Source organism: Arthrobacter paludis (assembly GCF_056782315.1).
Map to the genome: position 1 here is coordinate 1 of NZ_JBXAEW010000027.1, position 14,555 is coordinate 14,555.

Consider the following 14,555-nt stretch of genomic DNA (forward strand, 5'->3'; position numbering starts at 1 on the left):
TGTCAACGGCCAGTAGGAATTGCCCGTGGGCGGCCAGCGGTTCTGCCCGCTGGTGGCCAGGGAAAGTGCCCACTGGTGGCCGGCTGGTTTGCCCGCGGGACGGGTGGTTGGTGCCGGCCACTGGTGGTGTCTAGGTCAGTGGCATGACTCCCTTTCCGGCCAGGGCCTGGGTGAGTCGGACGGAGTCGCCGGTGGTTTGGCAGACGTGGGCGTGGTGGAGGAGCCGGTCCACGGTGGCGGTGGCCAGGGTCTTGGGCATGAGCTCGTCGAAGCCGGCGGGGTGCAGGTTCGAGGACACGGCCACGGAGCGTTTCTCGTAGGCGGCGTCCACGACCCGGTAGAGGCCCTCGGCGGCGTCGGTGGCCACTGCAAGCAGGCCGATGTCGTCGATCACGACGAGGTCGGCGCGCAGGATCCGGGCCACGGCCTTGGTCACGGTGTCGTCGGCCCGGTGGGCGCGGATGAGCGCGCCGAGGTCCTCGAGGGTGAACCAGGCGACCCGCTTGCCTTCCTCGACGGCCTGTTGGCCCAGGGCCTCGAGGAAGAAGGTCTTGCCGGTGCCGGAGGGTCCGCAGACGACGAGGTTCTCCTTGCGGTGGATCCATTCCAGGGTCCGCAGGGCCTGCTGGGTCGGGGCCGGGATCGAGGAGGCTGTCTCGTCCCAGAGGGCGAAGGTCTTGCCGGTGGGGAACCCGGCGGCCTTGCGCCGGGTGGCGAGCATGGAGCGGGCCCGGCCCGCGGTTTCCTCGGCCAGCAGGGCCTTGACGGTCTCGGCCGGTTCCCAGCGCTGGGCGCGGGCGGTGGCCAGCACCTCGGGGGCGACGGCGCGGGCGTGGGGCATCTTCAGCTGGCGCATCAGCGCCGCGAGGTCCTCGGGCAGGGCCGGGGCGGTGGTGTTCGGGGTGGCGATGCCCATCAGGGGTGCTCCTTCCCGGAGGTGGTGGCGCCCAGGCCCGCCCAGCCGGCGGTGCCCTGGGTCAGGGACGTCCCCTCGTCGGCGGTGCGCAGCCCGGGCCGGTGCCCGGCGGCGGTGAGCAGGGAGGCTAGGTCCCCGTGGGCGAAGCGGTGGTGGACCGCGGCGAGGCCGAGGGCCTTGTCGACCTCGTTGGTCCCGGCGATCTTGGCCAGGGCGACGGCCTCGGCCATCTTGGCGTTGATGCGGTGCGCGCCCGCGGCGGCGGCCTCGAGCAGCCAGGACCTCGCGCCCGCGCCGATGCCCAGGAACTCGGCCTCGGCCTTCGAGCGCGGCACCGGGGTGTGGTCCCCAGGGACCTTGGCCGGGTCGTGGTCGGGGAAGTGGGAGTCGTCGATCGCCGGGGACCCGGGCGCGGCCACCGGATGCCGGGCGACCTCGAGGGCACCGTCGGGGCCGGCGTGGACGATCACGACCCTCGCGTCGGCGCCGGTGCCGTGTTGGCGGATGAAGACCTCGGCGCCGAGCAGGTGGGCCGGGACGGAGTACTGGGCGTTCTCGTAGGAGACCATCGGCGTGTTCGGCGGCACCTTCCGGCCCGTCCCGTAGGCGATCGTGTGCGCGGCGTCGGGGACCCGGTGCAGGGCGGGGGCCTCGTCGGCGAGCATATCCACGGGCCGGCGGCGGGTGGTGCGGTGCTCGCGGGAGTTCACCAGGTCCATGAACGCCTGGCAGGCCGCCTCGAGCTCGGCGAACGAGGCGTAGGAGCCGCGCAGGTTGGTGTCCTTGGGCACGAGGTCGGCCTTGGAGACCTTGACCGCGTTCTCCACCCCGCCCTTCGACGCCGGGTCGGCAGGCTGGCAGGTGAGGACCTCGACCGAGTAGTGCTTCGCGAACGCGACGGTCGCCTCGTTGCGCACCGGCACCCCGGCCACGTGCATCGTGGTCACCGTCTTCTCGTTGTCCGTCAGCACGTACGTCGGGGCCCCGCCGATGATCCTGAAGGTGCGGTCCAGGGCGGCGAAGACGCTCGGGGCGGTCCGGTCGCGCAGCGCGAGCACGATCCGGTACCGCGACCATGCGAGCCAGGCCACGAACAGCACCGTCTTGACCCCGCCGATGACCGGTCCGTCGCCGAAGTCGTACTGCAGCCAGCCGCCGGGCTCGGTGATCCAGGGCCGGTGCACCCGCCGCCTCCCGCGGCGGTAGGCGTCCTTCGCGGTCGCCACGGCACGGCGGGTCGAGCGCTCCGAACCGGCGTAGCCCATCGACACGAGCTTGTCGTGCACGACGTCGGCGCGGATCCGGCCCCGGGACTTGTCGACCCATTCCTCGATCTTCGCGTCCCAGTCGTCGGTGACCTTGGGCCGTTCCGGACCCGCGCCGGGGGCACGGCCGGCATCGCGGGCCCTCACGAGCCGGTCGACGGTGTGGTGGGAGCACCCGTGGATCTCCGCGGTGCTGCGTAGGGACCTGGTGAGGTCGTAGGTGGCAAGAATATTCACGGTTTCTAGGGCATCCTTCATTCAGGGCCTCTTCCTGCTGCGGATTCGATTCGACACCGACATCCAACCGGGAAGAGGCCCCCGCCGTCCTCAGAACACGGCAGGGCTAACGAGCAATGCGGGCAAACCAGCCGGCCACAAATGGGCAGTTTCCGTGGCCATACGCGGGCAGTCCCCGTGGCCGTCAGCGGGCAATTCCCTGGCCACCTACGGGCAGTTTTCCATGGCCGCTAACACACAGCGGTCTCCCCGCTTCGGAATCCATTACCGCACCTTCACATCGCACGTCGGTCAGGTGTCCTCTGAAAGGACTGTCATGAGCCAATTTCCCAGTGTCACGCCCTACCCGCCAGCTCCTGGCTACGGGCAGGCACCACGCAGCACCAAATCGTTCCTCGTGACGTGGCTGCTCTCCCTCCTCCTCGGCGTCCTCGGGGTGGACCGCTTCTACCTGGGCAAGGTCGGGACCGGGATCCTCAAGCTGGTCACCTTCGGCGGCCTCGGCGTGTGGGCGCTGGTCGACCTCATCCTCGTGCTGGCGAACAAGACCCGCGACAAGCACGGACTGCCGCTTGAGGGCTACGACCGGCACAAGAAGGTGGCCCTGATCGTCACGGCCGTCTTCATTCTCCTGAGCGTCGTCTTCAACGCCACGCGGGGCGAGGCCGACCCTACGTCCGGCACGGCCCTCCCCGCGGACAGCAACGCGTCCGCGGCCGCGGCGGCGGCATCCGAGGACGCGAAGGCCGCGGCCGAGGCCTCCGAAGACGCCGAAGCGCAGGCCGCCGCCGAGGCGTCCGCCCAGGCAGAGGCCGAAGCTTCCGCGAAGGCCGAAGCCGAGGCCGCCGCGGAAGCGTCGGCCCAAGCGGCGGCCAAGGCGGAGGCTTCAGCCGCCGCCGAGGCGTCGGCCGAAGCGGAGGCCGAGGCAGAGGCCGCTGCTGCAGCGGCCGCCGCCGAAGCCGCCGCCGAGGCGGAAACGGAGGCCGGGACGCTCAGCCAGCAGAACGCCCTGCGGGCCGCGGAGAACTACCTCGACTTCACGGCCTTCTCCCGCTCCGGGCTGATCGGGCAGCTGGAGTTCGAGGACTACTCGACGGCGGACGCGACCTGGGCCGTGGACCGCGTGTCGGTGGACTGGAACGAGCAGGCCGCCCTGTCCGCCGAGAACTACCTGGAGTTCACGGCCTTCTCCCGGTCCGGGCTCATCGACCAGTTGGTGTTCGAGGGCTTCACCCGCGCGCAGGCCAAGTACGGAGTCGACCAGACCCGACTCTGAGCCGACAGGCAGGGGCGTCCCGCCCGCATACCCGGCGGGGCGCCCTGCGGGGCGGCGCCTGCCCGCCCTCGGCCCCGGGCCTGCAGACCGAGCAGCCTGGCCCCGTTGTCCCCGAGGTCGGCGCGCAGCCAGTCGTCGCCCAGGCCCGGCCGGGCAAGCGCCTCGGGCGGCCGGGCCGGCTATCCGGCCCGGCCGGAGGCCCAGTCGGCGAACCGCGCCAGCGGCGCCGTCGTCCTCCTCCCCCGCGCCTCCTCGGCGTCCGCCCGGTGGTAGAGGGCGTACATGGCCTGGACGGCGGTCCAGCGCAGGGGTTCGGGCTCCCAGCGGCGGATGCGCCGGTCCGCCCAGGGCATCCGCACCAGCTCCGTGTCCCGCCCGAGCACCAGGTCGGTGAGCGTGCGGCCGGCCAGGTTGGTGGCGGCGACGCCGGTGCCGACGTAGCCGCCGGCCCACCCGAGCCCCGTCGCCCGGTCGAGGCCGACGGTGGCCCGCCAGTCGCGGGGCACGCCGAGGACGCCGGACCAGGCGTGGTCGATGGCGCACCCGCGCACGGCGGGGAACATCGACTCGAGGATGGCGGCGAGCTGCCGGACCGTGCGGGGGTGGGTGGAGCCGTCGAGGTCGGTGCGCGAGCCGTAGCGGTACGGCACCCCGCGCCCGCCGATCGCGATCCGACCGTCCTCGGTCCGCTGGAGGTAGACGTACGCGTGGGCGAGGTCCCCGACCGTCTCGCGCGCGTCCCAGCCGATCGCGTCCCAAGTGTCCGCCGGCAACGGCTCCGTTACGATCATGGACGAGTTCATGGGCAGCCACTCGCGGTGGAGTCCCTTGAGGTTGGCCGTGAAGCCCTCGGTGGCGCGCAGGACGTGCACGGCGGAGACCCGGCCCCGGTCGGTGTGGGCAACGCCGGGTTCGATCGACGTGACGGTCGTGGTCTCGTAGATGGGCACGCCGAGGCGTTCGACGGCGTCCGCCAGCCCCCGGACCAGCTTGGCCGGCTGGATCCGGGCGCAGTGCTCGATGTGCAGGCTGCCGAGCGCGCCGGCGACCCGCACGCGCTCGGCCGTCTGCCCGGCGTCGAGGAGGCGCGCGCCGCCCTCGGGCCACCGCGCCTCCTCCTCCGCGAGCGCGGAGAGGCGGTGTGCCTGGGCGGCGTTGCGCGCGACGACCAGCTCGCCGCCCTTGGCGATGTCGGCGTCGATCCCCTCGGCGGCGGCGACGGCGATGACCTCGTCGACGGTGGCGTTGAGCAGCTCCTGGAAGCGTCCGACGGGGGCGCGCCCGTGTGCGCGGACGTACCCCTGCCGGCCGCCGGTGATCGTGTTGGCGAGCCAACCGCCGTTGCGTCCGGAGGCCCCGAAGCCGGCGAACCGCGACTCGAGCACGACGACGCGCAGGGACGGGTCGGCCTTCTTCAGGTAGTAGGCGGTCCACAGCCCGGTGTATCCGGCGCCGACGATGGCGACGTCGGCGGTGGTGTGGCCCGGCAGGGCGGGGCGCGGCTCGGGGACGCCGCCGGTGGCGGCGAACCAGTAGGAGACGCCGCCGTTGGCCGGCGCGGTGGCCGTACCTTCGGTGGTGTGGGTCATGTGCGGTCCTTAGGTCGTCGAGGCGTTGCCGTGGTCGGGGAGCATGGAGCCGCGGGAGGGGTCCCAGTGCGCCAGCGCGGTGTCGCCGACGGAGAGCCCCGTGCCGGCGCCGAGCGGCCCCCGGGCGATCCCCGTGGACCCGTCCGGCAGCCCGAGCTCGAACTTGCGTCCGGACCCCAGGTAGATGCTCTGGCGGACGGTGACCGGGCAGTGCTGGTGTCCGGGCGGAACGGCGTCCGGGCCGGCGGCGAGGCCGATGTCCTCGGGCCGCAGGACCAGGGCGCCCGGCCCCTGGAACGGCGCGGCGGTCCCGCGGAGGGCGGCTCCCCCGGCGCCGAGGGACCACGTGTCCCCGCTCCAGTCGGGAGTGCCGCGCAGGACGGTGGACTCGCCCATGAAGGTCGCCACGAACAGCGTACGGGGGCGCTCGTACAGCTCGTCGCTGCGGCCGACCTGTTCGATCCGGCCGTTGTTGAAGATCGCGATGCGGTCGCTGAGGACCAGCGCCTCCTCCTGGTCGTGCGTGACGAACACGAACGTCCGCCCGACCTCCTGGTGGATGCGCTTGATCTCCAGCTGGAGCCTCTCCCGCAGGTTCTTGTCCAGGGCACCGAGGGGCTCGTCCATGAGCAGTGCTCGGGGGTCGAAGACCATGGCCCGGGCGAAGGCCACGCGCTGCTGCTGGCCCCCGGAGAGCTGGCTGGGCAGGCGCTTGCCGTAGCCGCCGAGCCCGACGGTCTCCAGCGCGCGGGCCACGCGTTCGGCCCGCTCCGCCTTGGGGACCTTGCGCTGGCGCAGCGGGAACGCGACGTTGTCCTCGACGCTCAGGTGCGGGAACAGGGCGTAGTGCTGGAACACGACGCCCAGGCCGCGCCGGTGGGCCGGGATGTTGTCGACGCGTTCGCCGTCGATCTCGATGTGCCCCTCGGAGAGGTCGGTGAATCCGGCGATGAGGTTCAGCAGCGTCGTCTTCCCGGAGCCGGACGGGCCGAGGAGGGTGAGGAACTCGCCCGGTTCGATGGTCAGGGAGACGTCCTCGACGGCGGTGGCCCCGGCGTACCGCTTGGTGACGCCGTGGACCTCGAGCCGGGTGCCGGTGCCGCGGGTCGCCGTGTCGGGGCGCGGTGCCGTGGTGGTGCTAGACATGCTTCTTCCTCCGCATCGCGAGAAGGCCGACCGTGATGACGGTCGTGGTGAGCAACATGATGATGGTCGCCGCGGCGGCGATCGTGGGGTCGGTGTCCCGGGTGACGGACGCGTACATCTTCACGGGCAGCGTCTCCAGGTAGGGGCTCTTGATGAAGATGGAGATGACCACCTCGTCGAAGGACGTGACGAACGCGAACAGGGCGCCCGAGACGACGCCCGGCAGGATGAGGGGCAGCGTGACCTGCCTGAACGTCTGGGCCCGGCTCGCGCCGAGGCTCACGGCCGCCAGCGTGAGCCGGTCGTCGTACCCCGCGAGGGTGGCGCTGACGGTCACGATGACGAAGGGCAGGGCCAGCACGGTGTGGGCGACGACGAAGCCGGGCACCGTTCCCAGGAGCTGGAGGTTCAGGAAGACCGCGTAGACGCCGATGGCCAGGATGATCGCCGGGACGATCATCGGGGCCAGGAGCACGGCCTGGGTCACGGTCGCCGCCTTCCGCGCGGTCCACCGGCGCAGCCCGACGGCGGCCGCCGTGCCCGCCGCCGTCGCCACGACGGTGACGATCAGCCCGACCGTGATCGAATTGCCCATCGCGCGCAGCCACGCGGGGTCGCTGAAGAAGTTCTCGTACCAGCGCAGGGACCAGCCGGTGGGCGGGAAGACCAGCGACGCCTTGTCGGTGAAGCCCAGCGGGATCACGACGAGGGTCGGCAGGACCAGGATGGCGGCGACGACGGCGGCGTAGGCGGTGAGCAGGCCTCGGGTCGCGGGGGCGTGCCTCATGCCGTGGCCTCCTTCCGGGGTGTGGGGGCTGCGGTCGGGGCGGTGCGCCGGGCCTGGGCCTTGGCCAGCACCGCGAGGGCCGCGAGGAGGACGAGCACCGCGACGAGCAGGACGACGCCGAGGACGCTGCCGCGCCCCCACTGGAGCTGGCCGTTGACCTGCGCGTAGATGTACTGGCTGATCAGCATGTCCGTGGGCGAGCCGAGCAGTGCGGGTGTGATGTAGAAGCCGAGGGCCTGGATGAAGACCAGGAGCGAGCCGGCGGCCACCCCGGGCAGGGACAGCGGCATGAAGATCCGCAGGAACGCGACGGTCGGGCGGGCCCCGAGGCTGCCGGCGGCCTGCATGAGCCGCAGGTCGACGCCCGACATGGTGTTGTACAGGGGCAGGACCATGAACGGCAGCAGGACCTGCACCATGCCGATGAGCACGCCGGTGGTGTTGCGCATCAGCTCCAGGGGGCCGATCCCGAGGGCGCCGAGGAACTGGTTCACGAGGCCCCCGTCCTGCAGCAGGATGATCCACGCGAAGGTGCGGATCATGAGGGAGGTCCAGAACGGGACCAGGACCAGGATCAGCAGCGCGTTGCGCAGCCGCCGGCCGGCGATGGTCATGAGGTACGCGTACGGGTACGCGAGCACCAGGCAGATCACGGTGGTCAGGAACGCCACCCAGAGGGTGCGCCCGAGCACGCCGAGGTTGCCCTCGGCGGTGAAGAACCACTCGTAGTTCTGCAGGCCAAACTCCGGGAACGCGAAGCTGCGCCACAGCGCGACCAGCAGCGGGTAGGCGAACATCCCCGCGACGAGCAGGGCCGCGGGCAGGAGGAGCCAGAAGACCGCTCCCCCTCCCCCGCGGCGGGCGGGCGCTCCCGGGGCCGGGGCCGCCGCCGTGTCGGCGACGGCGGCCCCGGTGGTGCTGCCGATCAGGCTGGTCATCCGTTGACCCAGGCCAGGTACTGCTCGAGCGCGGTGGGGTAGTTCTTGCCCCACCAGTCGAAGTCGCTGACGACCATGCGCTCGCGGATCTTCGGCTCGTTGACCATGTAGTCGCGGGCCAGGTCGTCGACGGCGGGCTTGGCCTCGTCGTGGATCGGCGCGTAGGACGTCTCTTCGGTCAGGACCTCCTGCTGCTCCTTGCCCAGGTAGTAGTTGATGAACGCCATCGACGCCTTCGGGTTCTTGGCGTTCGTCGGCACCCCGAGGACGTCCATGACGAGGACCCCGGTGTCCCACGCCGGCTCGTAGGCCGCGCCGTTCTTGACGGCGGAGTAGGCACGTCCGGACCAGACCAGGGCCATGTCCGCCTCCCCGGTCTCCAGCATCTGCTGGGACTCGGCGCCGGTGGACCAGTAGATGAGCGAGTCCTTGATCGTGTCGAGCTTCTTGAGCGCGCGCTCGACGTCCAGCGGGTAGAGCTCGTCCTCCGGGACGCCGTCGGCGATGAGCGCGCCCTCGATGATCGGCCCGACGTCGCCGCCGTTGATGGCCCGCTTGCCGGGGAACTTCTCGGTGTCGAAGAAGTCGGCCCACGTCTTGGGGGCGTTGGCGCCGTACTTTTCGGTGTTGTACATGACCACGTTGCCGTACTGCATGGCCGGCACGTAGCAGTCGCTGACGAGCTCCTCCGGGACGTGGGAGACGTCGATGATCTCGAAGTCGAGCTTCTGCAGGTTGTCCCCGCACTGGCCGGCCGCCCACGTCGAGTCCATGTCGACCACGTCCCAGGTGACGTTGTTGGACTGGACCTGGGCCTGGATCTTGGCGTACTCCATGGGCCCGTCGGACAGGACGGTCGCCCCGGATTCCTCGGCGAAGGGGTCGCCGGCCGCCGCCATCTGGCCGTCCTGGTAGATGCCCCCGTAGGACGCGAACGTCATGGTGACGCCGTCCAGGGCGCCGGCCTTCACGGTGCCGGCCTGCGCCGGGCCCTCGCCCAAGTCGACCTCGGCGGAGGGCTGGGCTGCGCCGCCGCAGGCGCTCAGCGCGAGGATGGCGGCGACGCCCAACGCCGTGGCCGGGCCGGTCCTCTGCAGGTGGTGCCTCATGTGTCGCTCCCTTTCGGTGGGTGGTGCGGTGGTGGGGTGACTGCGGTGGTGGGTGATGCGGATGGTCTGTGCGTGGAGGCGCCCGGCGCTCAGCGGGCGTCGGCGTCCACTGGCTCGCGGTCGGCGTCGTCGAGCCCCTGCAGGCGCCGGCCGGCGGGGTCGTAGAACGGCCGGTCGCTCAGCGTCGCCGGGATGCGCCGGCCGGCGACGACGACCTCGGCGGCGGGCTCGGCCCCGCGCGGGACCTCCCGCGCGGAGACCCGCGCCTGCCCGACGGCGGCGCCGAGCCAGTGGCCGTAGGCCCCGCTGGTCACGCGGCCCACGAGCCGTCCCCCGACGTGGACGGCCTCGTCGTGGAGCAGGAGCGGCTCCGCGTCGTCCAGCCGGACGTACACGGTGCGCTCGGCGGGCGGGGCGGCGGACAGGGTCCGGAGGGCCTCCCCGCCGGTGAACGCGAAGTCCTTGGACTTGGCCACCGTGAAGCCGAGCCCGGCCGTGTAGGGGTCGTCGGCGGGCCCGATGTCGTGGCCGAGGTGCCGGTACCCCTTTTCGCTGCGGAGCGTGTCGAGCGCGTGGTAGCCGGCGAGCCGGACCCCGTAGGCCTGGCCCGCTTCCCAGAGGGAGTCGAAGGCGGACTCCGCGAGCTCGGACGGGACGTACACCTCGTAGCCGAGCTCCCCGACGAAGCTGATCCGCAGGGCGTACCCCAGCCCCCGGCCGATCTCGATGGCGCGGCCGTGCGTGTAGGGCAGCTCGTCGTTGCCCCACGGTCCGGGGGCGACGGCGGCGAGCAGGTCGCGGCTGCGCGGCCCCATGACCGCGATGGTCGCCCAGGCGCTCGTCGCGTCGAAGACCGCGGCGGCGGAACCGCGGGCGGCGCGGCGGAGGAGGTGCAGGGCCGTCTCCTGGGCGGCGCCCGGCGCGATGAGCCAGAACCGGTCCTCGGCCAGCCGCAGGACGGTGCCGTCGAGCACGATCCCTCCGGCCGGATTCAGCGCGAGCGTGTACACCGCCTTGTCGACGGGGACGTCGACCTCGGCGGTGACGGTGCGCTGGAGGACGGCGAGCGCGTCCGGCCCGGCGACCTCGATCTTGGCGAAGCTCGAGAGGTCGAACAGCGCGACGGCGCTGCGGGCCGCCGCGTGTTCCCGGGCCACGTTGGCGTACCAGGCGGGCTTCCCGAAGCTGTAGTCGTACGTGGGGGACGTGCCGGGATCCGCGTACCAGTTGGCGCGCTCCCACCCCGCCGTCTCGCCGAAGCAGGCCCCGAGGCCGGCGAGCCGGTGGTGCAGCGGCGTGCGCCGCGCGTCGCGGGCCGTGGCCGGCTGCTGGTGGGGCCAGTGCATGGCGTAGAGGCGGCCCAGGCTCTCCGCCGTGCGCGCGTGCAGGTAGTCGGCGTTGGCCTGGTGGCGGGAGAACCGCCGCACGTCGACGGAGGAGGCGTCGAAGCCCGGCGAGCCCGTCCGGATCCAGTGCGCGAGTTCCCGTCCCGCGCCGGGGGCGAAGATGATGCCCTGCGAGTTGAACCCCGCGGCCACGAAGAGCCCGTCGACCTCGTTCGTCTCCCCGAGCAGGAAGTTGTTGTCGGGGGTGAAGCTCTCGGGGGCGTTGAGGAAGCGTCCGAACCCGACCTCCGCCAGCAGCGGCACGGCGGCCTCGGCCTTGGCCCGGATGGGGGCGAAGTGCTCCCAGTCGGCGGGGAACTCCGCGAACCCGTCGCCGGGGATCTCGCTGGTGCGCCGCGGAATGCCGTCCGGTTCGAACGCACCGACGAGCAGGTGCCCGTTTTCGCCGCGGATGTAGAAGTGGCTGTCGAGGTCGCGGAAGACGGGCGGCTCGGCGGCGTCGACCGGGACGGGGCCGCTGAGCACGTGGACGTGCTCGGCGGCGTGGAGCGGCACGTGGGCGCCTGCGGCCCGGGCGAGCTCGCGGGTCCACAGGCCGGCCGCCAGCGTGACGGTGCGTGCCCGGATCTCCCCCTGGTCGGTGCGGACGCCGGCGGCGGCGCCGTCCTGGACGAGGATCCCGAGGACGCGGACGTTCTCGTGCAGCGTGGCGCCCCGCTGGTGGGCCAGCTTGGCCAGGGCGACGGCCGCGTGCCCGGGGTTCACGTGCCCGTCGCCGGGGATGTGGAGCGCCGCGAGGATCCCGTCGGCGCGGGCCGGCCCCCAGAGGCCGGTGACCTGTTCGGGAGTCAGGAGCTCGGCCTCGACGCCGTTGAGGCGGGCGACGTCGTAGGCGTAGTGCATTTCGGCGACCCGGCCCTCGGTGCGGGCGACCATCAGCGACCCGCGGCGGCGGAATCCGACGTCGATCCCCGTGAGCTCCTCGAGCTCCTGGTACAGGCCGATGCCGTAGCTGGCCAGCTTCGTCAGCGCCGTCGTGCCCCGGCTGCCGGTCACCAGTCCGGCCGCGTGCCACGTCGTGCCGGACCCGAGCGTGTTGGCCTCCAGCAGCGCGACGCGCTCGCCCTGGCCGGCGAGGTGGGCCGCGACGCTGGCCCCGATGACGCCTCCCCCGACCACGAGGTGGTCGACGGCGGCCGGCAGTGGGTCCGGCCGCTCCAGGATTTGCGCGGCGCCGATCGTTTTGTCCACCAACCGATCCATGGGTCCCCTCCCGACGAGAGCCGCTCCGTCGCGACTCCCGATAATAATGAATTATTGTGATCTGGATCTCAAGGGTGATTTAGGGGGAAGATCGCGGAACCGACGAAGGAGAGGCGATGTCGAGTAAGCGAGACACGATCCTGGACGCCGCCGAGCGACTGCTGGCCACCTACGGTGTGGATGGGATCCGCTTGCGCGACATCGCCTCGGAAGCCGGGGTCTCCATCGGGGTCATCCAGCACCACTTCATCAGCCGCGACGCCGTCGTCGAGGAGATGCTGCGGACGGCCAACGACCGGCGGATCCGGGAATGGACCGCGCAGCTGGACGGCGTGGAGGACAGCAGGCGGCGCCTGCGCCTGCTGCTCGCGGGCGGGCTGTCGAGCCGCGAGCGGTGCGTCGTCTGGACGGAGTGCTGCTCGGCCGCGAGCCGGCACGGGTTCCTGCGGCCCCTCGTCACCGCCACGAACAACGCCTGGCGCCAGTGGGTCGTCGACACGCTGGAACGGGGCCGGGACGACGGCTCGTTTCAGCTGGCCGCCCCGGTCGAGTCGACGGCCCGCGTGCTCGTGGCCCTGGTGGACGGGCTCATGATGGAGACGGCCGGCGGGGACGACAGCATGACCGTCGAGCGGGCGGCCGGCCTCCTCCTGGCGGCGGCGGCCCCCCAGGTCGGCCTCGAGGAGCTCTAACCTCGCGCCCCGGAGAGAGGGCTACGTCCCGACGGCCTCCAGGATCGCCAGCGCCAGGTCGGCGGGCCGCGTGAACATCGGCCAGTGCCCCGTGGGCAGGTGCACCATCTCGACGTCCTTGATCCTCGTCAGCTCGGCCACCGGCGGGGCCCCGGCGTCGATCCACACCTGCAGCTCCTCCGGCGAGAACTCGCACGTGATGACGGTGATCGGCACGTCGTAGCGGCGCTCGTCGGAAAGGCGCTGCGCATCCTGGGCCACGCCCCGCGGCTCCGGGACCGCCCGCGCCCGGAACTGCTCGCGCAGCGCCTCGGTCAGGCCGCGGAGGTCCTCCTCCTGGAACCGGTCCCACTCGGGCAGCGGGATGTCGTCGCCCTGGGCGGGGAACTCCGTGGCGGCGATGACGCCGCCGTCGGCCATCGGCCCCGAATCCACATACACGGCGCGGGCCACGCGGTCCGGCCGCGCGTCCACGGCCGCGTGGATGATCGCGCCGCCGCCGGAGTGCCCGACCAGCACGACCGGCCCCTCCAGCTCGTCGATCTTCGCGACGACCGCGTCGACGTGGTCGCGCAGCCCGATCCCGGAGCGGTCCGCGCCGCGGGTCTCCTTGCCGGGCAGGGTCATCGGGTGCACCGCGTGGCCTGCGTCGGCGAGGATGCGCCCGACACTCCCCCACGCGGACGCGTCGAGCCAGAAGCCGGGAACGAGGATGAGGTCCATGCCTCCCGAGCGTAGGCGGGCCCGCGTCCCCAGGAAAGGCCCGGGGGCCGCCGGGAGCGGCCTACCCGGCCCGGCCCGCGTGCCGGCCGTCGTCCGCGTGCTCCGCGTAGGCCGCGCCCCACCCGTCCAGGGCCAGGACGATCGGTCCCAGCGACTGCCCCAGCTGCGTCAGCGAGTACTCGACCTTCGGCGGGACCTGCGGATACGGGGTCCGCAGCACGACGCCGTCCTCCTCGAGCTCCCTGAGCTGCCGGGTCAGCGTCTTGAGGTTCGCCTGCGGGACCCGCCTGTGCAGTTCGCCGAAGCGCAGCGTCCGGTCCAAGAGGTGCTTCACGACCGTGAGCTTCCACGTCCCGCCGAGGACCGCGACGGCGACCTCGACGGGACACACCTCGAGGGCCTTCGCGACGGGGACGCGCACCGGAACTCCCAGGGACAAAAATGACCGTACTTCCACAACGTACCCTAGGCGAACAGACTGGTTCCATGGAACCCCCACAGACCGTTCTCTGGGTCAGCGCCCACCCCGAACCCGACTCGCTGTCCGGACAGCTGCGCCGGGACGGCATCCAGCTGCTCCGGCGACTCGGCCACGACGTCGTCGAATCGGACCTCTACGCGATGGGCTGGAACCCCGTCCTCGGCCGGCCCGGCGGCTCCCCCACCGGCCGCTTCCGGGTGACGGAGGAGACCCGGGCCGCCTACGTGGCGGGAACCCAGCCGGCGGACGTCGAGGCCGAGCAGCGCAAGGTCGCCGCGGCCGGCGCCGTCGTCATCCAGTTCCCGCTCTGGTGGTACGGCATGCCCGCGATCCTCAAGGCGTGGTTCGACAGGGTGTTCGTCAGCGGATTCGCGTTCGGTAAGGATCCCGCCACGGGACGCCGCCTGCGCTTCGAGCAGGGGCCGTTCACGGGCAAGCGCGCCCTCGTCGCGACGACGCTGGGCGACCGGCCCGCCGCGATCGGCCCGCGCGGCAAGAGCGGGGAACTCACGGAGCTCCTGTTCGGGCTGCTGCACGGCACCCTGGCCTACACGGGCATGGACGTCCTCAGGCCGTGGGCCCTCCCCGGGGCCGACTTCACCACCCCGGACGCCTACTGCGACGCGTTCGATTCGCTGGCGCGGCGCCTGCGCGCCATCCCCACCGAGGATCCCCTCCCCTACCGGCCGCAGTTCACGGGGGACTACACAGGCGACTGGGAGCTGGCGCCCCACGTGCTCCCCGGGGAGTCGGGCCTGTCCGTCCACCTCGCCGGCGGCTCCTGACG

At 72.3% G+C, this 14,555-nt stretch carries 13 protein-coding genes; 3 read left to right on the forward strand and 10 right to left on the reverse strand.

All coding sequences use genetic code 11. From position 1 onward, the window contains the following. Positions 1-130: 130 nt before the first annotated feature. Entirely contained in the window at positions 131-916 is a 786-nt protein-coding gene (istB, locus tag AC1Q5D_RS17250) for an IS21-like element helper ATPase IstB (protein ID WP_481736795.1), read from the reverse strand. Beyond that, on the reverse strand, positions 916-2,439 hold the full coding sequence (istA, locus tag AC1Q5D_RS17255) for an IS21 family transposase (protein WP_481736794.1): 1,524 nt from the start codon (positions 2,437-2,439) through the stop codon (positions 916-918). Before istA ends, istB begins: the two co-directional genes overlap by 1 nt. A gap of 295 nt (positions 2,440-2,734) precedes the next feature. Between istA and AC1Q5D_RS17260 the strand changes: the two genes are divergently transcribed. Continuing rightward, positions 2,735-3,694: an Ltp family lipoprotein gene (locus AC1Q5D_RS17260; RefSeq protein ID WP_481739689.1), complete on the forward strand. Its 960-nt coding sequence runs from the start codon at positions 2,735-2,737 to the stop codon at positions 3,692-3,694. 179 nt (positions 3,695-3,873) lie between these two features. Here the strand turns inward: AC1Q5D_RS17260 and AC1Q5D_RS17265 are convergent, their stop codons facing one another. The 6 genes from AC1Q5D_RS17265 to AC1Q5D_RS17290 all read right to left on the reverse strand — a co-directional run bounded on the left by AC1Q5D_RS17265 (position 3,874) and on the right by AC1Q5D_RS17290 (position 11,860). Continuing rightward, a complete protein-coding gene (locus AC1Q5D_RS17265) occupies positions 3,874-5,283 on the reverse strand; it encodes an NAD(P)/FAD-dependent oxidoreductase (RefSeq protein WP_481739690.1) in 1,410 nt (469 codons plus the stop codon). A 9-nt stretch (positions 5,284-5,292) separates the two neighbouring features. Continuing rightward, positions 5,293-6,429 carry an ABC transporter ATP-binding protein gene (locus AC1Q5D_RS17270; protein WP_481739691.1) on the reverse strand — a complete coding sequence of 379 codons (1,137 nt, stop codon included), beginning with the start codon at positions 6,427-6,429 and terminating at the stop codon, positions 5,293-5,295. Then, on the reverse strand, positions 6,422-7,216 hold the full coding sequence (locus AC1Q5D_RS17275) for an ABC transporter permease (protein WP_481739692.1): 795 nt from the start codon (positions 7,214-7,216) through the stop codon (positions 6,422-6,424). Before AC1Q5D_RS17275 ends, AC1Q5D_RS17270 begins: the two co-directional genes overlap by 8 nt. Further along, positions 7,213-8,154 carry an ABC transporter permease gene (locus AC1Q5D_RS17280; protein WP_481739693.1) on the reverse strand — a complete coding sequence of 314 codons (942 nt, stop codon included), beginning with the start codon at positions 8,152-8,154 and terminating at the stop codon, positions 7,213-7,215. Before AC1Q5D_RS17280 ends, AC1Q5D_RS17275 begins: the two co-directional genes overlap by 4 nt. After that, a complete protein-coding gene (locus AC1Q5D_RS17285) occupies positions 8,151-9,263 on the reverse strand; it encodes an ABC transporter substrate-binding protein (RefSeq protein ID WP_481739694.1) in 1,113 nt (370 codons plus the stop codon). The genes AC1Q5D_RS17280 and AC1Q5D_RS17285 overlap by 4 nt, the downstream gene beginning before the upstream one ends. A gap of 89 nt (positions 9,264-9,352) precedes the next feature. Beyond that, positions 9,353-11,860: a GcvT family protein gene (locus AC1Q5D_RS17290; RefSeq protein WP_481739695.1), complete on the reverse strand. Its 2,508-nt coding sequence runs from the start codon at positions 11,858-11,860 to the stop codon at positions 9,353-9,355. A 128-nt stretch (positions 11,861-11,988) separates the two neighbouring features. On the opposite strand from AC1Q5D_RS17290, the gene AC1Q5D_RS17295 reads away from it, so the two are divergent. Next, complete coding sequence (locus tag AC1Q5D_RS17295; RefSeq protein ID WP_481739696.1) at positions 11,989-12,564, forward strand: TetR/AcrR family transcriptional regulator; 576 nt, start codon at positions 11,989-11,991, stop codon at positions 12,562-12,564. 21 nt (positions 12,565-12,585) lie between these two features. Here the strand turns inward: AC1Q5D_RS17295 and AC1Q5D_RS17300 are convergent, their stop codons facing one another. Both AC1Q5D_RS17300 and AC1Q5D_RS17305 read right to left on the reverse strand, forming a co-directional pair. Next, positions 12,586-13,287: an alpha/beta fold hydrolase gene (locus AC1Q5D_RS17300; RefSeq protein WP_481739697.1), complete on the reverse strand. Its 702-nt coding sequence runs from the start codon at positions 13,285-13,287 to the stop codon at positions 12,586-12,588. Positions 13,288-13,348: 61 nt separating this feature from the next. Next, a complete protein-coding gene (locus AC1Q5D_RS17305) occupies positions 13,349-13,708 on the reverse strand; it encodes a winged helix-turn-helix transcriptional regulator (RefSeq protein ID WP_481739698.1) in 360 nt (119 codons plus the stop codon). A gap of 65 nt (positions 13,709-13,773) precedes the next feature. Between AC1Q5D_RS17305 and AC1Q5D_RS17310 the strand changes: the two genes are divergently transcribed. Beyond that, positions 13,774-14,553, forward strand: coding sequence for an NAD(P)H-dependent oxidoreductase (locus tag AC1Q5D_RS17310; protein WP_481739699.1), 780 nt, complete (start codon positions 13,774-13,776; stop codon positions 14,551-14,553). The last annotated feature ends 2 nt before the right edge of the window (positions 14,554-14,555 follow it).

Coding starts and splice junctions, on each gene's coding strand:
- istB (WP_481736795.1), bottom strand. CDS start 916: ATGGGCATCGCCACCCCGAACACCACCGCCCCGGCCCTGCCCGAGGAC.
- AC1Q5D_RS17275 (WP_481739692.1), bottom strand. CDS start 7,216: ATGAGGCACGCCCCCGCGACCCGAGGCCTGCTCACCGCCTACGCCGCC.
- AC1Q5D_RS17270 (WP_481739691.1), bottom strand. CDS start 6,429: ATGTCTAGCACCACCACGGCACCGCGCCCCGACACGGCGACCCGCGGC.
- istA (WP_481736794.1), bottom strand. CDS start 2,439: ATGAAGGATGCCCTAGAAACCGTGAATATTCTTGCCACCTACGACCTC.
- AC1Q5D_RS17300 (WP_481739697.1), bottom strand. CDS start 13,287: ATGGACCTCATCCTCGTTCCCGGCTTCTGGCTCGACGCGTCCGCGTGG.
- AC1Q5D_RS17265 (WP_481739690.1), bottom strand. CDS start 5,283: ATGACCCACACCACCGAAGGTACGGCCACCGCGCCGGCCAACGGCGGC.
- AC1Q5D_RS17280 (WP_481739693.1), bottom strand. CDS start 8,154: ATGACCAGCCTGATCGGCAGCACCACCGGGGCCGCCGTCGCCGACACG.
- AC1Q5D_RS17285 (WP_481739694.1), bottom strand. CDS start 9,263: ATGAGGCACCACCTGCAGAGGACCGGCCCGGCCACGGCGTTGGGCGTC.
- AC1Q5D_RS17260 (WP_481739689.1), top strand. CDS start 2,735: ATGAGCCAATTTCCCAGTGTCACGCCCTACCCGCCAGCTCCTGGCTAC.
- AC1Q5D_RS17310 (WP_481739699.1), top strand. CDS start 13,774: ATGGAACCCCCACAGACCGTTCTCTGGGTCAGCGCCCACCCCGAACCC.
- AC1Q5D_RS17295 (WP_481739696.1), top strand. CDS start 11,989: ATGTCGAGTAAGCGAGACACGATCCTGGACGCCGCCGAGCGACTGCTG.